Source organism: Citrobacter sp. W9 (genome assembly GCF_026719375.1).
Taxonomy (GTDB): domain Bacteria; phylum Pseudomonadota; class Gammaproteobacteria; order Enterobacterales; family Enterobacteriaceae; genus Citrobacter; species Citrobacter werkmanii.
This window is the reverse complement of the sequence record NZ_JAPPTE010000017.1, coordinates 20,631-45,644: the sequence shown is the minus strand read 5'-3', so window position 1 is coordinate 45,644 and position 25,014 is coordinate 20,631. Positions and strand designations below refer to the sequence as shown.

The 25,014-nt window shown below is 52.2% G+C and carries 21 protein-coding genes; 8 read left to right on the top strand and 13 right to left on the bottom strand.

Annotation, left to right across the window (positions count from 1 at the left end; all coding sequences use genetic code 11):
- Nucleotides 1-37: 37 nt before the first annotated feature.
- From OOJ59_RS20665 to priA, 11 genes are all read right to left on the bottom strand, one after another.
- Nucleotides 38-1,969, bottom strand: a complete 1,932-nt coding sequence (locus OOJ59_RS20665; RefSeq protein WP_087856660.1) for a sigma 54-interacting transcriptional regulator — start codon at nt 1,967-1,969, stop codon at nt 38-40.
- A gap of 159 nt (nt 1,970-2,128) precedes the next feature.
- Nucleotides 2,129-3,088 (bottom strand): 2-keto-3-deoxygluconate permease, encoded by a 960-nt coding sequence (locus tag OOJ59_RS20660; protein ID WP_038636001.1) that lies wholly within the window; start codon nt 3,086-3,088, stop codon nt 2,129-2,131.
- An 86-nt stretch (nt 3,089-3,174) separates the two neighbouring features.
- Complete coding sequence (locus OOJ59_RS20655; RefSeq protein WP_085049743.1) at nt 3,175-4,338, bottom strand: UxaA family hydrolase; 1,164 nt, start codon at nt 4,336-4,338, stop codon at nt 3,175-3,177.
- A 21-nt stretch (nt 4,339-4,359) separates the two neighbouring features.
- Nucleotides 4,360-4,650 carry a UxaA family hydrolase gene (locus tag OOJ59_RS20650; RefSeq protein ID WP_038636007.1) on the bottom strand — a complete coding sequence of 97 codons (291 nt, stop codon included), beginning with the start codon at nt 4,648-4,650 and terminating at the stop codon, nt 4,360-4,362.
- Between the two features lie 227 nt (nt 4,651-4,877).
- The gene (rraA, locus tag OOJ59_RS20645) at nt 4,878-5,363 is read right to left on the bottom strand and encodes a ribonuclease E activity regulator RraA (RefSeq protein ID WP_008787034.1); all 486 of its coding nucleotides are present in this window, start codon (nt 5,361-5,363) and stop codon (nt 4,878-4,880) included.
- A 92-nt stretch (nt 5,364-5,455) separates the two neighbouring features.
- On the bottom strand, nt 5,456-6,385 hold the full coding sequence (menA, locus tag OOJ59_RS20640) for a 1,4-dihydroxy-2-naphthoate polyprenyltransferase (RefSeq protein WP_160955458.1): 930 nt from the start codon (nt 6,383-6,385) through the stop codon (nt 5,456-5,458).
- 67 nt (nt 6,386-6,452) lie between these two features.
- Nucleotides 6,453-7,784 (bottom strand): HslU--HslV peptidase ATPase subunit, encoded by a 1,332-nt coding sequence (gene hslU / locus OOJ59_RS20635; RefSeq protein WP_038636017.1) that lies wholly within the window; start codon nt 7,782-7,784, stop codon nt 6,453-6,455.
- A 9-nt stretch (nt 7,785-7,793) separates the two neighbouring features.
- On the bottom strand, nt 7,794-8,324 hold the full coding sequence (gene hslV / locus OOJ59_RS20630; protein WP_003028805.1) for an ATP-dependent protease subunit HslV: 531 nt from the start codon (nt 8,322-8,324) through the stop codon (nt 7,794-7,796).
- A gap of 91 nt (nt 8,325-8,415) precedes the next feature.
- On the bottom strand, nt 8,416-9,390 hold the full coding sequence (ftsN, locus tag OOJ59_RS20625) for a cell division protein FtsN (RefSeq protein WP_074458535.1): 975 nt from the start codon (nt 9,388-9,390) through the stop codon (nt 8,416-8,418).
- A gap of 93 nt (nt 9,391-9,483) precedes the next feature.
- The gene (gene cytR, locus OOJ59_RS20620) at nt 9,484-10,509 is read right to left on the bottom strand and encodes a DNA-binding transcriptional regulator CytR (protein ID WP_003028807.1); all 1,026 of its coding nucleotides are present in this window, start codon (nt 10,507-10,509) and stop codon (nt 9,484-9,486) included.
- Between the two features lie 154 nt (nt 10,510-10,663).
- Nucleotides 10,664-12,862 carry a primosomal protein N' gene (gene priA / locus OOJ59_RS20615; RefSeq protein WP_087856662.1) on the bottom strand — a complete coding sequence of 733 codons (2,199 nt, stop codon included), beginning with the start codon at nt 12,860-12,862 and terminating at the stop codon, nt 10,664-10,666.
- A gap of 257 nt (nt 12,863-13,119) precedes the next feature.
- On the opposite strand from priA, the gene rpmE reads away from it, so the two are divergent.
- The 3 genes from rpmE (at nt 13,120) to OOJ59_RS20600 (ending at nt 15,865) form a co-directional block, all read left to right on the top strand.
- Complete coding sequence (rpmE, locus tag OOJ59_RS20610; RefSeq protein ID WP_038636025.1) at nt 13,120-13,332, top strand: 50S ribosomal protein L31; 213 nt, start codon at nt 13,120-13,122, stop codon at nt 13,330-13,332.
- Nucleotides 13,333-13,670: 338 nt separating this feature from the next.
- Nucleotides 13,671-14,351, top strand: coding sequence for an oligogalacturonate-specific porin KdgM family protein (locus OOJ59_RS20605; RefSeq protein WP_087856663.1), 681 nt, complete (start codon nt 13,671-13,673; stop codon nt 14,349-14,351).
- Nucleotides 14,352-14,440: 89 nt separating this feature from the next.
- Nucleotides 14,441-15,865 carry an MFS transporter gene (locus tag OOJ59_RS20600; protein WP_160955460.1) on the top strand — a complete coding sequence of 475 codons (1,425 nt, stop codon included), beginning with the start codon at nt 14,441-14,443 and terminating at the stop codon, nt 15,863-15,865.
- Between the two features lie 53 nt (nt 15,866-15,918).
- Here OOJ59_RS20600 and metJ read toward each other — a convergent pair whose 3' ends face one another.
- The gene (gene metJ, locus OOJ59_RS20595; protein WP_003825168.1) at nt 15,919-16,236 is read right to left on the bottom strand and encodes a met regulon transcriptional regulator MetJ; all 318 of its coding nucleotides are present in this window, start codon (nt 16,234-16,236) and stop codon (nt 15,919-15,921) included.
- 265 nt (nt 16,237-16,501) lie between these two features.
- Here metJ and metB point away from each other — a divergent pair, with 265 nt between their 5' ends.
- A complete protein-coding gene (gene metB / locus OOJ59_RS20590) occupies nt 16,502-17,662 on the top strand; it encodes a cystathionine gamma-synthase (protein ID WP_038636034.1) in 1,161 nt (386 codons plus the stop codon).
- Nucleotides 17,663-17,664: 2 nt separating this feature from the next.
- A complete protein-coding gene (metL, locus tag OOJ59_RS20585; protein WP_159121978.1) occupies nt 17,665-20,097 on the top strand; it encodes a bifunctional aspartate kinase/homoserine dehydrogenase II in 2,433 nt (810 codons plus the stop codon).
- Between the two features lie 107 nt (nt 20,098-20,204).
- Here metL and OOJ59_RS20580 read toward each other — a convergent pair whose 3' ends face one another.
- Nucleotides 20,205-20,582 carry a carboxymuconolactone decarboxylase family protein gene (locus tag OOJ59_RS20580; RefSeq protein WP_061382562.1) on the bottom strand — a complete coding sequence of 126 codons (378 nt, stop codon included), beginning with the start codon at nt 20,580-20,582 and terminating at the stop codon, nt 20,205-20,207.
- Nucleotides 20,583-20,671: 89 nt separating this feature from the next.
- On the opposite strand from OOJ59_RS20580, the gene OOJ59_RS20575 reads away from it, so the two are divergent.
- From OOJ59_RS20575 to katG, 3 genes are all read left to right on the top strand, one after another.
- Entirely contained in the window at nt 20,672-21,580 is a 909-nt protein-coding gene (locus tag OOJ59_RS20575) for a LysR family transcriptional regulator (protein WP_087856666.1), read from the top strand.
- A 157-nt stretch (nt 21,581-21,737) separates the two neighbouring features.
- Nucleotides 21,738-22,625, top strand: coding sequence for a methylenetetrahydrofolate reductase (metF, locus tag OOJ59_RS20570; protein WP_079225702.1), 888 nt, complete (start codon nt 21,738-21,740; stop codon nt 22,623-22,625).
- A gap of 167 nt (nt 22,626-22,792) precedes the next feature.
- A complete protein-coding gene (gene katG, locus OOJ59_RS20565; protein ID WP_087856667.1) occupies nt 22,793-24,973 on the top strand; it encodes a catalase/peroxidase HPI in 2,181 nt (726 codons plus the stop codon).
- Nucleotides 24,974-25,014 lie beyond the last annotated feature (41 nt).

The window sequence follows — 25,014 nt, the reverse complement described above, 5'->3', positions numbered from 1 at the left end:
TTATCTTTGATAACGGCCTTGCTTGCGGGCTTTCCCATCAATCACCAAGCCAACGGGTGAACGAGCTACGGTCAATATCCAGTTGCTTCGCTGCACGGCTTTTGTTGTTTTGCTGTCGTAGTAGCACCCCTTTGAGAATACGGCTACGGATCCGTTTATACGGCCCTTCGAGCAACTGGCAGTCCGGGCAGTGATGGCGAGGTTGTTGGGGGGAAGACGCTTTATCGGCTTGTAAATCCTCAATCAGTAACGTGGCGGCAGAAAGAGACACCACACCGGATGAAAACGATAACGCCAGGCGCTCCATAATATTATTCAACTGACGTACGTTACCCGGCCATAAATATTTTTTCAGCTCACTCCATAAACTTTCGCTCAATGCAATGGGAGGCAGCTGATAGGACTTTCTCAGCGCATCTAAAGTTGTTTGCCCAATAAGTTGGATATCGTCCGGGCGTTCACGTAACGGTAATGTGGTGACCTTGAGCACATTCAAGCGATAAAAAAGGTCTTCTCTAAAATCACCGGCTGCAATCATTGCCGGTAAGTTTCGGTTTGTGGCCGCAATAACGCGGACGTTAACCGGAATCATGTGATCTGCGCCCAGGCGCATCAGTTGGCGCTCTTGCAGAATGCGTAAGAGTTTTGCTTGTAAGAACTTATCCAGTTCGCTGATTTCATCAAGAAAGATGGTGCCGTTATGCGCCAGTTCAAACATCCCTGCGCGGCCTTTTTTAGAGGCACCGGAAAACGCGCCATCGACATATCCAAAGAGTTCGCTTTCCATAATTGAAGCGGGGATTGCGCCGCAGTTAACCGCAACAAATGGCCCATTGCGATGTGAACTGGCGTTATGAATGCTCTGCGCCAGAACCTCTTTGCCGGTACCATTTTCACCGAGTAGCAGTATTGTTGCTTCGGTTTCCGCATATATTCTGGCTAACCTTAAGCGATCCTGCATTTCACGGTTGCAGGTAATAAAATCTTCGAAGTGATACCTGGCGTGAAATCCTAACTTTTTCGCTTCTTTGATTCTTATCTTCTGCTCAGCATTCTGTAAGTTAGATGATGTCTGGAGGGTGATCACCACGCGGTTGAGATTTTCGTTTTCTACAATGGGGAACTGGTTAACCACAAATTCGCCATAGGGTGTGTTGATTAACTCATTTTCTATCGGGATATTATTTTGCAGGTCTTCCCAGTTTAGCGTTAAGGAAGGTATTTTTTTACTGATTAAATCATGTTTACTGAGTTGTAAAAGCTCGACGGCTTTATGGTTACAGTGAATGACCTTACCGCAATTATCAATGAGAAGAATGAATTTATTGGTGTGGTCAAGTAACAGGTTTAGCTGGTTTTGCTCAATGCGCTCATTAGCGAGCGCCTGATACAGCTGAATTGCCTCATGTAATGCCAGTTCTATGGACTCGACACCTGAATGGAAAGGGATGAAATGTTCCATGCTGTGTGTGCCAAAATAAAGCGGGCAAATGGCATCGCCAATAATAAGATCTATCTGGTTATTTTGTGTGTAATTGACAAAGTCATTTCTGACATTCTCAATGCAAGGGTTGGCCATTTCGTCAATGATAAACTCAGTGAGTTGCAGATTAAGCATCCTGGCTATTTTCATACAGCCGTCGATAACGCTGCGAAACCCAATAACCCCAATATTTTTATTGAGCCCAAGATATGGCCTGAGGGCATCGATAATATCATAGGCGGATGTTTTTATTTCAATGACAGGCTGCGGTATTTTTTGTTTAAGCATCCATGCCATGCCACCGCGACTAATCACAAGATCAGGGGAATTCGTGCGCAATATCGGGATCACGGAATCAACATCGTCGAGGGTAGCATTTAATATCGTTAGATTTGCGATGTGCTTATATCGGATAGACAGGCGTTCAGCTTCGAGAGAGAGCGCTTGTAAAGGAGAAACGATGTAAATATTAGGTAATTTTAACATGTTGAATCCAGCATGATCATGATGTGAAGTCGATAACGGTGGAAACAGTTGTCGGCATTATTGCAGAAACAGTAATCCATTCACGACTTACTGTTTCTGCAATCTTTTTGTCACATAAATGGTGAACAGCGGAATTGTTTTCGATCAACTCTGTGGAATTTATGTTTTTGATAACTGCTGGCGTTGGGCGATTCTCCTTTGTTCGCGGCGAGCAACCCAGGCGGTTATAAACGGTACGACTAAGGAGGTGACGATCGTAGAGGCGGCAATCTGCGGCGTCGCTACGGCGATTAATGCTGACACGCTGGGGTCAACCGCGGCGATGGCTGCGGGGGTCGCAACGGCGTTACCGGCCGTCGTGGAGACTGCCGCTCCGGCGATGCCTGAACCTCCGACAAAACGGGAGACGGCAACATTAATCAGCGCGCCAATGAATGCGGTCATGAGACCCAGAATAACCCCTGCGAATCCGGCCATCAGCAGGGTGCTGAAATCAATTCCGGTACCCAGACCAAAAGAGAAGAAGGGGATCAGCATCGCGCCGCCGCTTTTCAGGAACGAACGCATATCCTCATCCAGATTTCCGAGCAGCATACCAATCAGTATTGGTAAAACAACGGCGAACAGCTCCATTATTGGGATCGACACCAGCCCAGCGGCACCCATCGCCACCATCGTCAGAAAGGGGCCTTCAAGTACGGAAAGCACAGCGATAGCGCCCGCATCGGTTTCATTGCCAAACTGTTTGGTCAGTGCAGCATAGAGGCCCATATTCGCATTGGTCATCGCCGCGATAATGGCGAGTGCAGACAAACCAAAGAAGCCGTTGGCGCCGCAAAACTTTGCGACCAGTAAGCCAATTGCTGTCCCGACAACCAACTTGGACAGCATAATGGCGAACCCTTTTTTCAGGGCGACCGGCGCGGCCTGTAGGCGGATTTCAGCGCCCATACAGACAAAAAATACGCCCAGGATAGCGAGAGCGCCATGAGCTACCGCCGTCGAAAAGCTCCCTATTTCTAAAGCACCAGGACAAAATGTCTTTAATAATGCTCCGATCAATAACGGGATTACCATCATCCCGCCTGGGAATTTCTCAATTGTTTGTTTTATTTTCATGAGGAGACTTCCGTGTTTTCGTAACGGATATAAATGATGGGAATATGTTATTTATTCCCACCGTATAGGGTTATATTTCTATCGTCTTAAAATGTTGGTGCGATCTTGTAAATAGAGAATTCCTTATGCCCAAGATCTTCAGCTTTGGTTGTTTTACCATTAGAAACCTTAATGATTTCCTGATAAATCACCTCGCCCATCTCATTAATAGAAGATTCTCCCCGCATAATCGATGAAACATCAATATCAATGTTGTCGCGCATTTTGGTAAATGTTTCTTCGTTGGCGGTGATTTTGATCACTGGCGCAATCGGGTTTCCCGTGGGGGTTCCGCGCCCGGTAGTAAAGATAATAATTTGTGCGCCGCCGGCCACCATCCCGGAGATGGATTCGATATCTTGTCCAGGGGAGTCCATCACCCATAGTCCACGACCGCCAGGGAAATCTGCGTATTGCAGGACGCCCTGTAGCGGTGAATGACCCGCTTTGTGCATGCAGCCCAGAGATTTTTCCTCAATGGTGGTGATACCGCCCTGGATATTACCTGGCGTCGGTTGCCCGCCCCTGATATCTGCGCCCAGGGCTTTCGCTCTTTCTTCACACCCCACTACCAGCTTGATTAAATCGTCTGCGACTTGTGAATTAATGGCCCGACGAGCAACAACGTGTTCTGCGCCAATGAATTCGGTGGTTTCTGAAAGAATCGATGTGCCACCATCGTTAACTAACAAATCAGATGCAACACCACAGGCAGGGTTGGAGGCGAGGCCAGAAGTGGTATCAGAACCTCCGCATTCCATTCCGAGGATCAACTCGCTGACGTTTATTTCTTCGTAGTCTTGCTGGGACAAATCCTGCGCATACTGACGTGCGATTGAAATTCCGCGCGCCTGACACTGCAAGGTCCCCCCTTCATTCTGAATTGTGATGCAGGAAACCGGCTTACCAAATTTCGTGATTTCTTGCGCAATGTGAGTAGGTTCAGCGCCTTCACAACCCAATCCGACAACGAGTATGGCGCCAACGTTGCCGTTCCTGGCAACGTTGATCAGTGTTTTTTCGGTTAATGCAGCATCACCAGCAATCTGGCAGCAACCAAAATCATTATTAAGCCAGGTTGAGCCATGAACCTGAGCGGAGATGTCCTGGGCCACTTTATTGGCGCAAACGCTGGTAGGTAAAATTAAGACGTAGTTGCGAATACCCACGCTGCCATCCGGACGACGATAACCTTTGATTGTTTTTTTCATTTTCACTTGTTCCTTCAGCCTTTATTTCCAATCCCCACGGCCACGTTCACTTTCAACATTATGAACATGAACATAATCTCCGGTCTGGATAGGCTTTGTTGCCCGACCAATGGATTCACCGTATTTGTAAACTTCGCCATGAAGCGCAACGGCTTTAATGGCAAATTTATGACCGTAAGGGATGTCATCCCGTAAGGTGATGGTCAGATTTTCATTGCCAACAAACATGTTGGCGACGTCTCCGGCCTTGAGGGGCTGGATAGCAGTAGCAACGCTATCTTGCGGGTTAATAACCACTGCATTTTTCTTCATAAAAAATCCTTATGCGCTTTGATTGGATATAGTGGTATAAAGCATAAGGCGTGCCATGTTTTTAACTTGTTGTTTATTAAGACAAATAACACGCAGGGTGGGAAGGGGGAGATAGAGCCGCTGTAAGTAGCTTCATCAGTTGCGGCAAATAGCTACAGTTGCAAGGCGTGCAAAAGGTGGGTACGACGGAAACGCATAAAAAAAGGCACCTTGCGGTGCCTTTTTGATCACTCGATATCGAGCGGGTCTTCGGAGAGGATTATCCCGGTGTTGTCGGCGTACAGGTGGTCGCCGGAGAAGAAGGTCACGCCGCCAAAGTTGACGCGCACATCGCTTTCCCCAATGCCTTCACCTGAAGCGCCTACCGGAATGGCGGCAATCGCCTGAATGCCGATATCCAGTTCTTCCAGATCGTCTACCTGGCGTACTGAGCCGTAGATGACCAGACCTTCCCATTCATTCTGTACGGCCAGCCGCGCCAGTTCGGCATCGACCAGCGCGCGGCGAACAGAACCGCCGCCATCGACCAGCAGAATGCGACCACGGCCGTTCTGTTCGAGCAGATCGTACAGCAACCCGTTGTCCTCGAAACATTTTACCGTGATGATTTGTCCGCCAAACGACGACCGTCCCCCAAAGTTAGAGAACAGCGGTTCCACGACGTTGACATCTTCCTGATAGATGTCACAAAGCTCGGATGTATCGTATTTCATAGGCTTAACGTTTAGTTGCTGCGAGAATTTTTAGTATATCGCGCTATGTGTACTGTTGGCAAAATCATCAATTGTTAATTGATATTTGTCAGTTAAAGAGACCACTGACTTAAGAAAATTCCAACGACAAACAGCAGGTTAGTTAATAGTGCCGCTTTTACGGTGCGTTCCAGCATCGGGCGCATTGCCTCAGGGTTCATCTCACGCATCACGTAACGCGCCTGTTTGAAAAGCAGCGGAGCGGCAAGAATAAACAACCATCCCCATAGGCTTTGCAGCGAGAACAGGTTAAACAGCGCCAGACAGACCAGCGTACCCATCAGCAGGCAGGCATGGTAGCGGCGGGCATTCACGGCGCCTAAACGCACGACCAGCGTGTTCTTGCCATTCTCTCTGTCGCTGTTGATATCGCGCAGATTGTTGACGTTGAGCACAGCGGTTGCCAGCAGGCCGCAGGCGGTGGCAGGCAGAATCAGCGCCGGAATCAGCGTATGGGCCTGTAAATACCAGCTTCCCATCACGCTGAGCCAGCCGAAGAATACCAGCACGGAAATATCGCCCAGACCGATATATCCGTAAGGGCGATTACCCACGGTGTAAGTGATCGCGGCGATAATTGACAGGCCCCCGAGCACCAGGAAACCGACAAAATCCGCCAGCGTGTGACAGGCCACGGCAACCAGGGCCAGACCAGACAGACAGATCAACACTACGGTGACGATCAGCGCGCGCTTCATCTGCTCTTGGGTGATAACCCCTTTTTGCATCCCGCGCAGCGGTCCAATGCGATCGGGCGTGTCGCTGCCTTTGACGGCATCGCCATAGTCGTTAGCGAGATTGGACAGAATTTGCAGCAGTCCCGCCGTAATCAATGCCAGCAGAGCAACCAGCGGATCGAAGTATCCTTGCCACCATGCTAATGCCGTACCGACGATGATCGCCGCGAAGGCGAGCGGTAAGGTCTTAGGTCGTAAACTTTCCAGCCAGGCTTGTGAGCGGCTAATTTGTTGTTGTTCAGTCATATTTAGCGCCAATAAAAATGGGGCTTTATCAGCCCCATCAACAGTGATGAAAATGCATTGAACGCGATTATAGGATAAAACGGCTCAGATCTTCATCTGCGACCAGCGCATCCAGATGTTTGCTCACATAATCGGCATCAATTGTGATGCTTTGGCCGTTCAAATCGCTCGCATCATAGGAAATATCTTCCATCAGACGTTCCAGAACGGTGTGCAGACGACGCGCACCGATGTTTTCGGTGGTTTCGTTAACCTGCCAGGCCGCTTCGGCAATGCGTTTAATGCCCGATTCGGTGAAGTTAATGTCCACACCTTCGGTCGCCATCAGCGCTTTGTACTGAACGGTGATGGAGGCATTCGGTTCGGTCAGGATACGCTCAAAATCGCTGGTGGTCAGCGCCTGTAGTTCAACGCGAATCGGTAGACGACCCTGCAGTTCCGGGATCAGGTCCGACGGTTTCGCGACCTGGAATGCGCCAGAAGCGATAAACAGAATATGATCGGTTTTCACCATGCCGTGCTTGGTGGAGACCGTGCAGCCTTCAACCAGCGGCAGCAGGTCGCGCTGTACGCCTTCACGGGACACATCCGGACCAGAGGATTCGCCGCGCTTACAGATTTTGTCGATTTCGTCGATAAACACGATCCCGTGCTGCTCAACGGCGTCGATAGCTTCCTGTTTCAGCTCTTCCGGGTTCACCAGTTTAGCCGCTTCTTCTTCAATCAGCAGCTTCATCGCGTCTTTGATTTTCAGCTTACGCGGTTTTTGCTTCTGACCGCCCAGGTTCTGGAACATGGACTGCAACTGGCTGGTCATCTCTTCCATGCCCGGAGGCGCCATGATTTCAACGCCCATCGGTGCGGCGGCGAGATCGATTTCGATCTCTTTATCGTCGAGCTGGCCTTCGCGCAGTTTTTTACGGAACGCCTGACGCGCGGCAGAAGGTTCCTGCGGCTGCTCAGACTGTCCCCAGTTATTTTTAGCTGGTGGGATCAGCACGTCGAGAATGCGCTCTTCCGCCATCTCTTCAGCGCGGAAGCGGTTTTTCTCGATGGCCTGAACGCGAACCATCTTAATGGCTGCGTCGGTCAGATCGCGGATGATCGAGTCAACTTCCTTACCAACATAGCCAACTTCGGTAAATTTGGTTGCTTCAACCTTGATGAACGGCGCGTTGGCCAGTTTTGCCAGGCGACGGGCGATTTCGGTTTTACCGACGCCGGTCGGGCCAATCATCAGAATATTTTTCGGCGTCACTTCATGGCGCAGCTCTTCGTTGAGCTGCATACGGCGCCAGCGGTTACGCAGGGCAATCGCCACGGAACGCTTAGCGTTATCCTGGCCGATGATGTGTTTGTTCAGTTCGCTGACAATTTCGCGTGGGGTCATTTCAGACATGGGGGATCCTTACGCTTTGGAGTTCAATTCTTCGATGGTATGGAAGTGGTTGGTATAAATGCAGATATCCCCTGCAATATCCAACGCTTTCTCAGCAATCTCGCGCGCGCCAAGCTCGGTGTTTTCCAGCAGAGCGCGTGCAGCAGCCTGGGCGTAGGGACCGCCGGAGCCGATGGCAATCAGATCGTTTTCTGGCTGGATGACGTCGCCGTTACCGGTGATGATGAGTGATGCCGTTTCATCTGCGACGGCCAGCAGCGCTTCGAGTTTGCGCAGCATACGGTCGGTACGCCAGTCTTTTGCCAGTTCAACGGCCGCTTTCACCAGGTGACCCTGGTGCATTTCCAGCTTGCGTTCGAACAGTTCAAACAGCGTGAATGCATCCGCAGTACCGCCCGCAAAGCCCGCAATGACTTTGTCGTTATACAGACGGCGGACTTTCTTCACGTTGCCTTTCATTACGGTGTTACCCAGTGTGGCCTGACCATCACCGGCGATTACCACATGGCCGTTACGGCGTACGCTTACTATTGTTGTCACGAGCAGACCCCTTGGTTACAAATGCAGAATACAGGCCCCGCACAGGATGCGGGGCGTAATGCAAGTATAGATGGGGGGGATTTTGGGGGTTTCAACCCCCAGTGGCGAGTCGAATGCAGTTTGTGTGACCAGCAACCTTCAGGCGGCTGATGGTATTGTCGGCATTCTCTTTGCCTTTGAGCGGACCAATAACCACGCGATTCCAGCCGTTATTAGTGGTAATTCGCGAGTTGAACCCTTCAAAGGCCAGCTGTGCGCGCACGGTTTCTGCCTGCTCAGCGCCTTTAAATGACCCGCACTGAACCATCCAGCGGCGTTCATCTTTTTTCTCCGCCGTCTGTTTTGGCGGCTGCGTTTCATTCGTTATTGGCGCGGCCGGTTGCGTTTTCGGCTGAGCGGCGGTGGTATGCGCAGGCGTTTGCAGCAGATCCTGATACGGCTGTTGCGCCGCCGGTTTTGGCTGCGGTTTCGGCTGTTGTACCGGTGCGGTTTGCGCCGTACGCGTTTGCGGCTGCTGGTACGGCTGTTCCGTTGCCCGTTGGCGTGGCTGTTGAGCCTGCTGCTGCGTAGTGTTCCACTGCTGCTGTTGCACCTGACGCTGACGCTGCAGCGTTTGCTGGCGTTGCTCAGGCGTTTGTTCGTTCCATGGTACTTCGTTGAGCTGCGTTGGCTGTTGACGCATATCAGCCTGCATCTGCGCCAACAACTGGCGCTGCTCATTGGTTAACTGGTCGGCGTTCAGCACCTCGCCGCCGGCAGACGGTTCGGTAGGCGCGCGTACGCCAGGCTGACGGCTTTCCAGCTCTTTGATGTATCGCCAGCGCTCTTCCGGTTTTGGTGGAATGCCATTCCCGGTGACTTTCTGGTTTTGCAGCGTTTCGGACTCTTCTTTCTTGTGATGCGTAATGAAGTACAGACCACCGATAAAGGTCACGAGTACGGCTGCAGCAATAGCAACCATAGCGGGCGATACCGCAGGCGTATTGCGTTGTTTTTTCCGTGATGTGCTCTTTTTGCGCCGCGAAGGTGCCGGTTGGCCGCGACGTACATAATCTCGTTGTGCCACTATCGTTTCGCTGTATTTATTCGTTCGTCAGCCCGCCATGTTACTTAAGCGGCGGGCCTTTGACCAGACAGGGGAGTCCGAAAGCACTTTACTTTACGTCAGTGCCCGGGTTGTACCCCGAATAATAAGCTCGCAGTCCAGTAAACGTGAGCCACTGCTGACGTTCTGCCCTTGTAATTGATCGAGCAGTAACAGCATAGCTTCGCGTCCGATATCGAAACGCGGCTGTGCGACGGTTGTCAGGGGTGGATCACAAAATTCCGCGAGCGAAATGTTATCGAAGCCAATGATCGATAAATCGTCGGGTACTTTCAGGCCCTGACGTTTGGCGTAAGAGAGGGCGCCAAGCGCCATGACATCGCTGTGGCAGAAGACTGCGGTAGGCGGCTGTGGTAGCGCCAGGAGCTGTTTAAGCGCATTAGCTCCCGCTTCATAGGTAAAGTCTCCGCGCGCGATGAAATGCGGATCGACCGTAATTCCGCTGCGGCGCAGTGCCTGAACGTAACCTTGCAGACGATAATGGCACAGCGGCATATCCTCTGGTCCGGCGATACAGCCAATGCGTTTATGTCCCAACTCCAGCAGATAATTCATCGCGTTGAAGGCGGCGGTGAGGTTATCAATGTGCACGGTGGGGAGTTCCAGCTCTGGCGCGAACTCGTTGGACATAACCATCGGCGGTAAATTACGCTGCTCTTCAACGCTGGCATCAAACGGCAGGCGCGAGCTGAGCAGGACCATGCCATCGATCTGCTTGGTGATAATGAGGTTAAGAAAGGTCTTTTCCTGCTGATTCTGGTGCGCGCAATCGCCGATAAGCACCAGATATCCCTGTTCTGCGGCGGTGACTTCTATGCCACGAATGACTTCGCTAAAAAACGGATCGCAGATATCAGGCACAATCACCAGAATGGTACGTGACTCATTACGCTTTACGTTGCGTCCCATCGATTGAGGTAGATATCCCACTTCCAGAGCTGCCTGCTCAACCTTGTTACGGGTTGACTGCGAAACTTTGTCTGGATTCATTAATGCGCGGGATACGGTTGCCGTTGAGACTTTCGCCTTCAGGGCAACATCTTTCATCGTAGCGGCGGCAACCTGCTTATTCGGTTTCACTCTTTCTCCTCGCCAGGGCGGCTGGCACAGACTCGTCCCTGGATAACCTTCATCTGAAACATTTTTATCAGATAGTGAATGGAAGCGGTTACAGAATTTTCATAAAAAGTGTGATGGATCTTTAATTTTACGATCCGCCTCGCATCGTGAGGGATTATCCCTCGATGGGATCGACATCCAGCACCCATTTAACTTTACGCGCATCGGGTAACGTATTGATCAGCGCCAGTGTGCCGCTGACGATATGCTGCAGGCGAATTCGCGATGGGTGCTGCAACAAAATTTGCCAGCGATAGCGACCGCCACGTTTGGGTGCCAGGGCGGGAACCGGGCCTAACACCCACAGTTTTTCATCGGCCAGCGGACTGGCCTGAATCAGATTTCGTAACTGCTGCAAGAACATCGGCGCATGCTGGTTGTTGTGATCTTCTGCCCGCACGATCACATGGCTGGTCCATGGGGGAAGCTGGAGCGTTTGTCGCTCGGCCAGCGCCTGCTCGGCAAAAGCGTCATAACCTTTATACAGTAAGGTTTGCAGTAGCGGATGTTCAGGGTGGTGCGTTTGCAGCACCACTTCACCCTGTTTCCCGGCGCGACCGGCACGCCCGGAAACCTGCGTGTAGAGCTGGGCGAAGCGTTCTGCCGACCGGAAATCTGCGGAGAACAGCGCGCCGTCAACGTCCAGCAGCGCCACCAGAGTGACGTCCGGGAAATGGTGGCCTTTCGCCAGCATTTGTGTGCCGATCAGGATTCGCGCGCCGCCGCGATGCACTTCCGCCAGATGCTGCTCCAGCGACCCTTTACGGCTGGTCGTGTCGCGATCGATGCGTGAGATGGGCACGCCGGGGAAAAAAGGCGCCAGAGCCTGCTCAAGCTGTTCGGTGCCGAGTCCTACCGGAACCATATGCGTTGAGCCGCAGGAAGGGCACTGACGCGGTATCGGACGCTGACTGTCGCAGTGGTGGCAGCGCAGATGGTGCTGCGCCTGATGCAGCGTGTAGTAGTGATCGCAGCGCGGGCATTCAGCAATCCAGCCACAGTCGTGGCACAGCAGGGCAGGAGCAAAACCCCGGCGGTTTAAAAACAGGATCACCTGGTTATCCGCCTGCAGGTGCTGACGCATACGGGCGATAAGCGCAGGGGCGAGTCCGGCCTGTACCTGCTGACCTTTCAGATCCAGCACGTGCTGAGTGGCTGGGCGCGCATTTCCGGCGCGGCGCGTCAGGCGCAGCATGCGGTATTTTTTCTGCCGCACGTTGCACAGCGTTTCCAGCGCTGGGGTGGCTGAGCCGAGAATAATGGGAATTTGTTCGCTATGGGCACGATAAACCGCGAGGTCGCGCGCATGATAGCGCCAGCCTTCCTGCTGTTTATAAGAGCTGTCGTGCTCTTCGTCGATGACAATCACGCCCAGATTTTTAAACGGTGTAAACAGCGACGAGCGCGTGCCGATGACAATCGCCGCTTCGCCATTTTTCGCCTTCAGCCATGCCGAAAGACGTTCGCTGTCATTTAAACCCGAGTGCAGGACTTCGACCGGCGCATTGAAGCGCTCGCGAAACCGGGCAATAGTTTGCGGCGTCAGGCCAATCTCCGGCACCATCACCAGCGCCTGTTTGCCCTGGGCGAGCACATTTTCCAGTACGCTTAAATAGACCTCTGTTTTACCCGATCCCGTCACGCCCGCTAATAGCCAGGCGCTAAAACTGTCCGAGGCGCTGTGGATCGCCCCGACGGCGGTAGCCTGTTCGGTATTCAGCCGCAGACGCTCACCGGAAACCGCGTAGTGTGTACGCCAGTCGCTAAAGTCTGGTGTTTCGCTTGCCAGATCGCACAGGCCTTTTTTACGTAGCGCCTGCAAGGCGGCGTCATTAAATTCCAGCTCTGCCACCTGGTCGCGCCAGATTTTTCCCTGGCGTAATGCTGCCAGCGCCTGCTGCTGCTTGGGAGAGCGTTTCAGGCCGTTGAGATCAATAACCTGGCCCTCTTCAGTGGCAAACCAGTACCACATGGGCGCGTTGGCAGCCGGGCGTCCCTGGCGTAACAGAATCGGCAGGGCATGAAACAGCACGTCGCCAATAGGATGATGATAATAGTCAGCTGCCCACAACAGCAGACGCCAGACGGAGGTCGAATAGACCGGCTCGCTGTCCAGCACTTCGAGAACGGCTTTCAATTCGTTGAGCGGCAGTTCGCTGTGCTCGCTAACGGAAAGGACGATGCCCACGCGCTCCTGTTGCTTGCCAAAAGGCACGCGTACACGACACCCGGCTTTGGCGCTCATGCCTTCCGGCAGAAGGTAGTCAAAGGTGCGAGGTAGCGGAACGGGTAAGGCAACGTGCGCAACGGGCATTGAATCATCCTGACTTTAAATCTGGCGGGTTAGTATACACATTAGTGAAGGGTAGAATGCGGATCAGTTTGCATGAGCAGGTTAATTTCTGTATGATTCGCCGCCTTTGATGCAAATTGATTGCGTCAAACAATGACCATTACCCGAGAATTTCAAGCTGTTGATGCAGTGTGAAAGGTGACGGGGAATAATTAACATCGCGTGGTGTCTGGCGTTAGGGCTGGAAGAGCGACGCGGCCTTAAACTGAGGTTTTCCCATGAAAAAAGATATTCACCCGAAATACGAAGAAATTACTGCAAACTGCTCTTGCGGTAACGTCATTAAAATCCGCTCCACCGTCGGTCACGATCTGAACCTCGACGTGTGCAGCAAGTGCCACCCGTTCTATACTGGCAAGCAGCGTGATGTTGCTACCGGTGGCCGCGTTGATCGCTTCAACAAGCGTTTCAACATCCCAGGCAGCAAATAAGTTTCAGCTGTCAGAAAAAAGCGCCTTTCGGCGCTTTTTTTGTTTCTGCGCCTGAAGAATGAAATTTATATTGATGTGTTGAATAGTGTCTTTTATTTAATAAATAAAACATCGTTTTTATTTTTTAGGTAAAATGTTTCTACTGGTGATCTGCATCCTTTTTATCTTCTGATTTTTGCCATTCATGCCAATTGTTGGCAAAATACCAAAGGTTTCTGCTTTCTTTCTAAAATACACTTTCGTGGAAATATAAAATTATTCTTAATCCTTCATCGTTTCCCATTAATGGACGGAACGAGATGGATAATTTCCTTGATTTAGTATGAAGAGGGATGGTCATGAAATTTAAATCTGCGTTATTACTGATTCCATTATTCTCTGTGACCGCGCAAGCGGGTTATGTTGATTATCGTCATGAATATTATGACGATGGGCGCAATTACGATCGTGTTTATATGTCTCATCGTTTTGCGACTGGTTTTGGTGTAGCCGTTGAAGCCATTTCACGTTCCGAAGATACGCAATCTAATGATGCGTGGAATAATATGGAAAGTAATGGCAACGAGTATACTGCAAGCTACCAGTTTACCTGGCGGGATCTTATCTGGCAGCCGGGTATTGCGATCGAAACGGGCGATAACATTACGATTTACAAACCTTATATCCGCGTACAGTACAATATCAATGACAACTGGTGGACTGCGTTCCGCTATCGTCAGGAGTACATGCGCAGAAACACTGACGGCAAGGATGATCGCATGGTCTATCGTCCGGAAGCATGGCTCGGTTATAACATTCATGACTGGATGTTTGAGCTTAACGGTATTTATAAAATTGCCGATAGCGAAGATTTATATAACAACCGAAAAGACGATTATGAATATAACTTCCGTGTAGCTTATAAAATAGGTTCCTGGATTCCATTTGTTGAGGTGGGTAACGTTTCCTCCGGTTATAACACCACCACCACAGACGATCGCCAGACTCGTTATCGTGTCGGTCTCGGTTATAACTTCTGACCGTTAATACTCTTCATAGCGGTTTATTACGCCGAGCATCGGTATATCCATATAGTTTGCGTGAATAATGAGTCTAAGGAGTTGATATCATGTCTAATGATGGAACTATAATCGGAAGTAATCAAAGTATTGCTGTCAGGCCTTTCGGATTAAGAGATAAATTTGGTTATTTGTGTGGCGACCTCGGAACCTGTTTTATTCTTGGACTGGTGAACAGTTTTTTAATGATTTATTACACCAACGTACTCGGTATTTCCGGGGTTATTGTCGGCTCGCTCTATTTTGTGACCAAACTCTTTGATGCGTTTGTCGATGTTGGCGTAGGGCGCTTATGTGATACCTCTAAACTAACGGTACATGGACGGTTTAACCCGTGGGTGCGCCGTATGAAATATCCGTTTTGCATCATTGCGGTCGTCCTGTTCCTGCCATTTGTGAATGATTTCTCTTATACGGCGAAAATTATCTACATCTGCTGCTCCTATTTTATCTACGGTTCGTTGTTATCGACGGTCAGTATCCCGTATGGCGCCATGTCTGCGGCGATTAGCTCGAACCCGGAAGATCGTGTTTCGCTCTCCACCTGGCGCAGCGTTGGGTCTGCCATCGGCGGTGGGGCAACCGGCTTTTTTATTCCCATTCTGATGTACACCACCCTGGCGGACGGAAGCCAGGTGATTTCCGGGCAGCATTTCTTCTGGATTGCCATGGGTTGCGCAGTACTGGGTTTTATCTTTTTAACCCTAACCTGTCAGTTAACGACAGAACGTGTGCGTGTGGAGAGAAAAGAGAGCATGCCCGTGTCGGTACTGCTGAAGGGGCTATTACGTAATAAGGCGCTGATTGTTTTGGTTGTGGTGGATCTGCTGATTGTGATTAATCAGGGGTTGTCCGGGACCAATATGACCTACCTGTTTAATGACTATTTCCATAACAAAGAGGCCATGTCCGTTGCATTGCTGTTTACCTTTGGTTCTCTGGTTTTGCTGGCGCCATCGGCATCCTGGCTCACGAAGCGGTTTGGTAAAAAAGAAGCAAGTGTAGGCGCGTTGCTCTTTGCGGTAGCGATGTATCTGATTATGTACTTCGTCCACATTACCGACGCGAAAGTCTATTTGGTTTTCCTGTTTCTGGCGACGCTGGGGGCGGGGTTATTCAACCTGATGATATGGGCGTTTATGACCGATGTTTGTGATTATCACCAGTATGTCACTGGCGATCGTGAGGATGGTACCGTTTATGGCGTGAACTTCTTCGCCCGCAAGGTTGGTCAGGCGTGCGCCGGGGCGATTGGCGGCTTTATGCTGGCCATCATTGGTTATCAATCTTCCTCAACGGGTGGGGCTGTGCAAACCAGCATCGTGCAGGAAAATATTTATACGATGGCGAATCTCTTGCCGGCTTTGTGCCTGTTTTTGGCGGCGGTCATTCTGATTTATTGCTATCCATTGAACCGTAAAGAAACGCTCAAAATGGAAGAAACATTGAATAAAATCAATGGGATTAGTAAGTAACGTTGTGAAAGATGGCGGGAGCAATCCCGCCTTCTTTCATCTTTCTCTAACGATCAGTATTCCCACGTTTCCGGGTTGATACCCAGTTCACGCATGATTACCTTTGCTTCTTCCGGGATTTCATCACTGCGTTCTTTACGCAGGTCGTCATCATTGGGTAGTGGTTGCCCGGTAAAAGCATGCAGAAACGCTTCACACAGCAGTTCGCTGTTGGTGGCGTGGCGCAGGTTGTTCACCTGACGACGCGTGCGTTCATCGGTAAGGATTTTTAACACCTTCAGAGGAATGGAAACCGTAATTTTTTTTACTTGCTCACTCTTCTTACCGTGCTCAGCGTATGGGCTGATATATTCGCCGCTCCATTCAGCCATGAGATACCTAATCCTCTTCGTCATTAATATTGAGGCCAGAACCTGAGCCCGGACCATAATTGCGCGTAGTTTATCGTAGTGGCGCGGCCCTGACACGAAGTAAGCCGACGCGGATGTACGCTAATGCATATAATTTTAACGGCTATTTGCGGTTTGCTCAATCTATACGCAAAGAAGTTTAGATGTCCAGATGTGTTGACGGCTATCGTAACTATGATTAATCTGGTGCCTGACTTTTCACCGACTCAGCCAGGATCTCCTCTCTATGACGCGTAAACAGGCCACCATCGCAGTGCGTAGCGGATTAAATGACGACGAACAGTACGGTTGCGTTGTCCCGCCGATTCACCTCTCCAGTACCTATAACTTTACCGGCTTTAATGAGCCTCGCGCCCATGACTATTCACGCCGCGGTAACCCGACGCGCGATGTGGTTCAGCGCGCGTTGGCAGAACTGGAAGGTGGCGCGGGTGCGGTACTAACCAATACCGGCATGTCGGCGATTCATCTGGTGACGACGGTATTCCTGAAACCTGGCGATCTGCTGGTCGCGCCGCACGACTGTTACGGCGGCAGCTATCGCCTGTTTGACAGTCTGGCAAAGCGAGGCTGTTATCGCGTACTGTTTGTTGATCAAGGTGATGAGCGGGCGTTGCAGGCGGCGCTGGCGGAAAAACCGAAGCTGGTGCTGGTAGAAAGCCCAAGCAACCCGCTACTACGCGTGGTGGATATTGCGAAAATCTGTCAATTGGCGCGTGAAGCTGGTGCAGTCAGCGTGGTAGACAACACTTTTTTAAGCCCGGCACTGCAAAATCCACTGGCATTGGGCGCCGATCTGGTGTTGCATTCATGCACGAAATATTTAAACGGTCACTCAGACGTGGTGGCTGGTGTGGTGATAGCGAAAGATCCGGAAACGGTCACTGAACTGGCGTGGTGGGCGAATAATATTGGCGTGACCGGCGGCGCGTTTGATAGTTATCTGCTGTTGCGCGGCCTGCGTACTCTGTCACCGCGTATGGAGGTGGCGCAACGTAATGCTCAGGCGATTGTTGATTATCTGCAAACGCAGCCGCTGGTGAAAAAATTGTATCACCCATCATTGCCGAATAATCAAGGGCATGAGATTGCCGCGCGTCAGCAAAAAGGCTTTGGCGCGATGCTGAGTTTTGAACTGGATGGCGATGAGCAGACGCTGCGTCGCTTCCTTGGCGGGCTGTCATTGTTTACGCTGGCGGAATCGTTAGGAGGCGTTGAAAGTCTGATCTCCCACGCCGCAACCATGACACACGCGGGAATGGCGCCAGAAGCGCGCGCGGCGGCAGGGATTTCGGAAACGCTGCTGCGTATCTCCACCGGTATTGAAGATGGCGAAGATTTAATTGCCGACCTGGAAAATGGCTTCCGGGCTGCAAACAAGGGGTAAACATGAGTGTGATTGCGCAGGCAGGGGCGAAGGGTCGTCAACTGCACAAATTTGGTGGTAGTAGTCTGGCTGATGTGAAATGTTATCTGCGTGTCGCAGGCATTATGGCGGAATACTCGCAGCCTGATGACATGATGGTTGTTTCAGCCGCAGGCAGTACCACTAACCAGTTGATTAACTGGCTGAAGTTAAGCCAGACCGATCGTCTTTCTGCGCATCAGGTTCAGCAGGCGTTACGTCGCTATCAGAGCGAGCTGATTAGCGGTTTGTTACCACCAGAAGTGGCCGACGGTCTGATCGGTGCGTTTATTCACGACCTGGAGCGTCTGGCCGGATTACTCGACAGCGGCGTGAACGATGCCGTTTATGCTGAAGTCGTCGGACACGGTGAGGTATGGTCGGCGCGTTTGATGTCCGCTGTCCTTAACCAACAAGGTCTGGAATCGGCCTGGCTGGATGCGCGCGATTTTTTACGTGCGGAGCGTAGCGCTCAGCCGCAGGTGGATGAAGGTCTCTCCTACCCATTGTTGCAGCAACTTCTGGCGCAACATCCGGGTAAACGCCTGGTCGTTACCGGCTTTATTAGCCGTAACAACGCCGGTGAAACGGTACTGCTGGGGCGTAATGGTTCTGACTACTCGGCAACGCAGGTTGGCGCGCTGGCCGGGGTTTCCCGCGTAACCATCTGGAGTGATGTCGCCGGGGTTTACAGCGCGGATCCGCGTAAAGTAAAAGATGCCTGCCTGCTACCGCTGCTGCGTCTGGATGAAGCCAGCGAACTGGCGCGTCTGGCGGCTCCGGTTCTCCATGCCCGTACCTTACAGCCGGTTTCCGGCAGTGATATTGATCTCCAACTGCGTTGTAGCTATACGCCTGAGCAAGGCTCAACGCGTATTGAACGCGTGCTGGCTTCCGGGACCGGGGCGCGTATCGTGACCAGTCATGACGACGTCTGCCTGATTGAGTTTCAGGTTCCCACCGGTCAGGACTTTAAGCTGGCCCATAAAGAGGTCGATCAGATTTTAAAACGCACCCAGGTGCGTCCGCTGGCGGTCGGTGTGCATCCCGATCGCCAACTGCTGCAATTTTGCTATACCTCCGAAGTCGCTGACGGCGCGTTGAGAATTCTTGATGAGGCCGGATTGCCGGGCGAGCTGCGTCTGCGACAGGGGTTGGCGCTGGTGGCGATGGTCGGGGCGGGCGTCACCCGTAACCCGCTGCACTGCCACCGCTTCTGGCAGCAACTGAAAGGTCAGCCGGTCGAATTCACCTGGCAGTCGGAGGAGGGCATCAGCCTGGTTGCCGTACTGCGTACCGGACCGACGGAGAGCCTGATTCAGGGTCTGCATCAGTCAATTTTCCGCGCGGAAAAACGAATCGGCCTGGTGTTGTTCGGGAAGGGGAATATTGGATCACGTTGGCTGGAGCTATTCGCCCGTGAGCAAAGTACGCTCTCGGCGCGTACCGGATTAGAGTTCGTGCTGGCGGGCGTGGTCGATAGCCGCCGTAGTCTGCTGAATTATGAAGGGCTGGATGCCAGTCGCGCGTTGGCCTTCTTTGATGATGAGGCAGTGGAACAGGATGAAGAGTCATTGTTCCTGTGGATGCGCGCCCACCCGTATGATGATTTAGTGGTGCTGGACGTAACCGCCAGCGAGCAGTTGGCGGATCAATATCTGGATTTCGCCAGTCACGGTTTCCATGTTATCAGCGCTAACAAACTGGCGGGTGCGAGCAGCAGTAATAAGTATCGCCAAATCCATGATGCGTTTGAAAAAACCGGTCGTCACTGGCTGTATAACGCCACCGTGGGCGCAGGTTTGCCGATCAACCATACCGTGCGCGATCTGATTGATAGCGGAGATACCATTCTGTCGATCAGCGGGATCTTCTCTGGCACGTTGTCGTGGCTGTTCCTGCAATTTGATGGCACGGTGCCGTTCACCGACCTGGTGGATCAGGCGTGGCAGCAGGGGCTGACCGAACCAGACCCGCGGGTGGATCTTTCCGGCAAGGATGTGATGCGCAAGCTGGTGATTCTGGCGCGTGAAGCGGGTTACGACATCGAGCCGGATCAGGTTCGCGTGGAGTCGCTGGTGCCTGCGCATTGTGAAGAAGGCTCTATTGACCATTTCTTTGAAAATGGCGATGAACTGAACGAGCAGATGGTGCAGCGTCTGGAAGCGGCGCGTGAAATGGGGCTGGTGCTGCGCTATGTGGCGCGTTTTGACGCTAACGGTAAAGCACGTGTGGGTGTTGAAGCGGTACGTTCTGAGCACCCGCTGGCGGCATTGTTGCCGTGCGATAATGTGTTCGCCATTGAAAGCCGCTGGTATCGCGATAACCCGCTGGTGATCCGCGGACCTGGCGCAGGCCGCGATGTGACCGCCGGAGCCATTCAGTCGGATATCAACCGCCTGGCGCAGTTGCTGTAGTTTGCGTTGCCGGATGGCACTTACGCTTATCCGGCCTGGCTATGACACGAACCATAGGCCCGCGAAGCGGCAGCGCCACCGGGCAAATCTCACCGCTGGCCTGTTGTTTAGCCTCTGTGGGAGGCAAACACCTCTTTCGCGGCGAACAGACCATTCAACGCGGCCGGAAAGCCAGCGTATACGGCCATCTGCATAATTACTTCTACGATCTCATCCTGTGTTAAGCCAACGTGTAATGCCGCGCCAATATGCACTTTCAACTGCGGGGCGGCATTACCCAGCGCCGTTAACGCCGCGACGGTAGCAATCTCTCTACTGCGTAAATCCAGACCCGGTCTTGAATAGATGTCGCCAAAAGGAAATTCAAGCAGGTAGCGGGCGAAGTCTGGCGCAATATCTTGCAGACTTTCGATGACCGCATCGCCCCCTTTACCATCCACTTTTTGCAGCATCTTCTGACCGGTAATAAAGCGTTCTGAATGCATAATCTCTTCCTCATTTGTCTGGTATATAGCCTGAGGATAGAGCGTGCAGAATGATTGGGATAATACCGTTTCCGTGATACCTTTTTGGTATGACAACATCGCCTTTGCACTCTCTGGATATTCGTCTGCTGCGTTACTTTTCCGTAGTAGCGGAAGAGAACAATATGAGCCGGGCGGCGCAACGTTTATTTATGTCGCAGCCGCCGCTGAGTCGCCACATTCGCCAGCTTGAAGAACGTCTGGGGATGACGCTTTTTGTCCGTCATACCCGTGGGCTGACGCTGACGGAAGACGGTCTGCGCGTACTTGAAATAGTGCGCCCAGTGCTGACGATGTACGAAGAAACCTGCGCGACGTTGAGCCAGTTAGCGCAAGCTGGGGAGCACTCTCTGCGCCTGGGGCTAAGTACAGCGTTTGAACAAGGTGTTTTTGCTTCGCTTGAATCGCAGCTACACGGGCGTACGGAGAGGCTACATATTGTTCGTCATGGTTCGCCTGAGCTGGTGCGTCAGGTTCGTCGGGGAAAACTGGATGCAGCGCTGGTGGCGTTACCGCTTGAGACTCCCGGGCTTACCGTCATGCCACTCGGCTGGCAAGAGCCGATGATTGCCGCATTACCCGCGATCTGGCCAGAGGCGAGCCTGCCGTCACTCTCATTAACGACGCTGAACCACCGACCACTGTTCTGGTTTAAACGCGAACGGAATCCTGCCTTTTTTGATTACACCCGACATATTTTTCGCCGCGCCGGTTACTCTCCAGCCTGTATTGAAGAGCCGCTGGAACATGACGTGCTGCTGGCGCGGATCGCGCATGGCGACGGTCTGAGTTTACTCCCGGCCTCCTTTTCCGCTATCCAGCGTCAGGGCGTGATATTTCTGCCGCTTACCGATTCCGAATTGCGTATCCACGTGGGACTGGTAATGCTGCCTGAGAGCGAAGCAACGTTGCAGTGGTTGCAGACGGTTGTGAACCAATCCCTCGGCCTTTCAGGTTGATGTGAATTATTTTCACGTTGACTGAGTATTCCTCACCTTTAACGATGATTTTTGTGTTGACGCCAGCGTGCTTTTCCGTCATTTTTACATCTAGACGTCTAAACGTATAGCAGTTCACAACACAACATATAACGACAAAAGATTGATGAGGTAAGGTATGAGCTTTTTTCACGCCAACCAGCGGGAAGCGCTGAATCAGAGTCTGGCCGAAGTACAGGGGCAGATTAACGTTTCTTTCGAATTTTTCCCGCCGCGCACCAGTGAAATGGAGCAAACCCTGTGGAACTCTATCGATCGCCTGAGCAGCCTGAAGCCGAAGTTTGTTTCAGTCACTTACGGTGCAAACTCTGGTGAGCGCGACCGCACGCATAGCATTATTAAAGGGATTAAGGAGCGCACCGGGCTTGAAGCGGCACCGCACCTGACCTGTATTGATGCGACCCGCGATGAGCTGCGCACTATTGCTCAGGACTACTGGAATAACGGTATTCGTCATATTGTTGCCCTGCGCGGTGACCTGCCGCCAGGAAGCGGTAAACCGGATATGTATGCCTCTGACCTGGTGACTCTGCTGAAAGACGTTGCGGACTTTGATATCTCCGTTGCGGCTTACCCGGAAGTGCACCCGGAAGCGAAGAGCGCTCAGGCCGATCTGCTGAACCTGAAGCGTAAGGTTGATGCCGGTGCGAACCGCGCGATCACCCAATTTTTCTTCGATGTAGAAAGCTATCTGCGTTTCCGCGATCGCTGCGTTTCTGCGGGTATCGATGTGGAAATTATTCCGGGCATCCTGCCGGTATCTAACTTTAAACAGGCGAAAAAATTTGCCGACATGACCAACGTCCGCATTCCGGCATGGATGTCGACTATGTTTGCTGGCCTGGATGACGATGCGGAAACCCGCAAGCTGGTGGGCGCAAACATTGCCATGGATATGGTGAAAATTCTCAGCCGCGAAGGGGTGAAAGATTTCCATTTCTATACTCTCAATCGCGCCGAAATGAGCTACGCAATTTGTCACACGCTGGGAGTAAGACCGGCATAATCAGTACGTCAGCCCTCTGCGGAGGGTTTTTTATTGATCATTTTGATCTACATCTCTGTAACTAAAAATATAAAAGGATCTGGCTATCGAATCTGTGGGTTATTTCGACTATATCTAATCTTTGGTGGTGTATATCGTAGTCATAACACTGTAAAGGGAGCATATAGATGAGCATGTCCGACGATAGCCAGAACGCATCAACTGCCGGTAAGTGTCCTTTCCATCAGGGCGGGCCGGATCACAGCGCGGGAGCAGGAAGAAGTAACCGCGACTGGTGGCCTAATCAACTCCGCGTTGATCTTTTGAACCAACATTCCAATCGTTCGAACCCGCTGGGTGAGGACTTCGACTACCGCAAAGAATTTAGCAAACTTGACTATTCTGCCCTGAAAGGGGATCTCAGAGCCCTTCTGTCCGAATCTCAACCGTGGTGGCCTGCTGACTGGGGCTCTTATGCCGGTTTGTTTATCCGTATGGCATGGCACGGGGCAGGGACCTATCGTTCCATCGATGGACGCGGTGGCGCGGGTCGCGGACAACAGCGTTTTGCACCACTGAACTCCTGGCCGGACAACGTCAGCCTGGATAAAGCGCGTCGTCTGCTGTGGCCAATCAAGCAGAAATATGGCCAGAAAATCTCCTGGGCCGACCTGTTTATCCTCGCGGGCAACGTGGCGCTGGAAAACTCCGGCTTCCGTACCTTCGGTTTTGGCGCGGGTCGTGAAGATGTCTGGGAACCGGATCTCGACGTAAACTGGGGTGATGAAAAAGCCTGGCTGACCCACCGTCACCCGGAAGAACTGGCAAAAGCGCCGCTGGGCGCAACCGAAATGGGTCTTATCTATGTGAACCCGGAAGGGCCGGATCATAGCGGCGAACCGCTTTCTGCGGCCGCGGCGATTCGCGCGACCTTCGGTAACATGGGAATGAACGACGAAGAAACCGTGGCGCTGATTGGCGGCGGTCATACGTTAGGTAAAACCCACGGCGCAGCACCTGCTTCCCACGTTGGGGCCGATCCTGAATCCGCGCCGATTGAAGCGCAAGGCTTAGGCTGGGCCAGCAGCTATGGTAGTGGCGCGGGTGCAGACGCGATTACTTCCGGCCTGGAAGTGGTCTGGACGCAAACGCCGACCCAGTGGAGCAACTATTTCTTCGAGAACCTGTTCAAATATGAGTGGGTGCAGACTCGCAGTCCGGCTGGTGCTATCCAGTTCGAAGCGGTGGATGCGCCGGAGATTATCCCCGATCCGTTTGATCCTGAGAAAAAACGCAAGCCGACGATGCTGGTCACCGACCTGACGCTACGTTTCGATCCTGAGTTCGAGAAGATCTCTCGTCGTTTCCTTAACGATCCGCAGGCGTTCAACGAAGCCTTTGCCCGTGCGTGGTTTAAACTGACGCACCGCGATATGGGGCCGAAAGCGCGTTACATCGGACCGGAAGTGCCAAAAGAAGATCTGATTTGGCAGGATCCGTTGCCGCATGCGTTCTTCAACCCAAGCGAAGAAGATATTCTTAACCTGAAGGCGACCATTGCGGCTTCCGGGTTGTCCGTGGGCGAACTGGTATCGGTAGCGTGGGCTTCGGCATCAACCTTCCGCGGTGGGGATAAACGTGGCGGCGCGAATGGCGCTCGTCTGGCGCTCGACCCACAGCGTGGTTGGGATGTGAATGCTACTGCAGCACGCGTACTGCCCGTGTTAGAGGGCATCTATAAATCAGCCCATACCGCGTCGTTGGCCGATATTATCGTGCTGGCTGGCGTCGTAGGCGTGGAGCAGGCTGCAAGCGCTGCGGGTGTCAGCATCAATGTTCCTTTTGCGCCGGGCCGCGTAGATGCGCGTCAGGATCAAACGGATATTGAGATGTTTGAACTGCTCAAGCCAATTGCGGACGGCTTCCGTAACTATCGTTCTCGCCCTGACGTATCAACCACTGAGTCTTTGTTGATTGATAAAGCGCAGCAGCTGACGCTAACCGCACCGGAAATGACCGTGCTGGTGGGTGGTATGCGCGTACTGGGCACCAACTTCGATGGTAGTCAGCACGGCGTCTTTACCGATCGTCCTGGCGTACTCAGCACTGACTTCTTCGTCAATTTGCTGGATATGCGTTACGAATGGAAAGCGGTTGATGAGTCACAAGAGCTGTTTGAAGGTCGTGACCGTCTGAGCGGCGAAGTAAAATACACCGCAACTCGTGCCGATCTGGTGTTTGGTTCTAACTCTGTACTGCGTGCAGTGGCTGAAGTTTATGCCTGCAGCGATGCGCATGAGAAGTTCGTGAAGGACTTTGTGGCGGCATGGGTGAAAGTGATGAACCTGGATCGTTTCGATCTGCTGTAATCAAAAACGCCGGATGGCGCTTGCGCGTATCCGGCATGGTA

Coding starts and splice junctions, on each gene's coding strand:
- OOJ59_RS20665 (WP_087856660.1), bottom strand. CDS start 1,969: ATGTTAAAATTACCTAATATTTACATCGTTTCTCCTTTACAAGCGCTC.
- OOJ59_RS20660 (WP_038636001.1), bottom strand. CDS start 3,088: ATGAAAATAAAACAAACAATTGAGAAATTCCCAGGCGGGATGATGGTA.
- OOJ59_RS20655 (WP_085049743.1), bottom strand. CDS start 4,338: ATGAAAAAAACAATCAAAGGTTATCGTCGTCCGGATGGCAGCGTGGGT.
- OOJ59_RS20650 (WP_038636007.1), bottom strand. CDS start 4,650: ATGAAGAAAAATGCAGTGGTTATTAACCCGCAAGATAGCGTTGCTACT.
- rraA (WP_008787034.1), bottom strand. CDS start 5,363: ATGAAATACGATACATCCGAGCTTTGTGACATCTATCAGGAAGATGTC.
- menA (WP_160955458.1), bottom strand. CDS start 6,385: ATGACTGAACAACAACAAATTAGCCGCTCACAAGCCTGGCTGGAAAGT.
- hslU (WP_038636017.1), bottom strand. CDS start 7,784: ATGTCTGAAATGACCCCACGCGAAATTGTCAGCGAACTGAACAAACAC.
- priA (WP_087856662.1), bottom strand. CDS start 12,862: ATGCCCGTTGCGCACGTTGCCTTACCCGTTCCGCTACCTCGCACCTTT.
- rpmE (WP_038636025.1), top strand. CDS start 13,120: ATGAAAAAAGATATTCACCCGAAATACGAAGAAATTACTGCAAACTGC.
- OOJ59_RS20605 (WP_087856663.1), top strand. CDS start 13,671: ATGAAATTTAAATCTGCGTTATTACTGATTCCATTATTCTCTGTGACC.
- OOJ59_RS20600 (WP_160955460.1), top strand. CDS start 14,441: ATGTCTAATGATGGAACTATAATCGGAAGTAATCAAAGTATTGCTGTC.
- metJ (WP_003825168.1), bottom strand. CDS start 16,236: ATGGCTGAATGGAGCGGCGAATATATCAGCCCATACGCTGAGCACGGT.
- metB (WP_038636034.1), top strand. CDS start 16,502: ATGACGCGTAAACAGGCCACCATCGCAGTGCGTAGCGGATTAAATGAC.
- metL (WP_159121978.1), top strand. CDS start 17,665: ATGAGTGTGATTGCGCAGGCAGGGGCGAAGGGTCGTCAACTGCACAAA.
- OOJ59_RS20580 (WP_061382562.1), bottom strand. CDS start 20,582: ATGCATTCAGAACGCTTTATTACCGGTCAGAAGATGCTGCAAAAAGTG.
- OOJ59_RS20575 (WP_087856666.1), top strand. CDS start 20,672: ATGACAACATCGCCTTTGCACTCTCTGGATATTCGTCTGCTGCGTTAC.
- metF (WP_079225702.1), top strand. CDS start 21,738: ATGAGCTTTTTTCACGCCAACCAGCGGGAAGCGCTGAATCAGAGTCTG.
- katG (WP_087856667.1), top strand. CDS start 22,793: ATGAGCATGTCCGACGATAGCCAGAACGCATCAACTGCCGGTAAGTGT.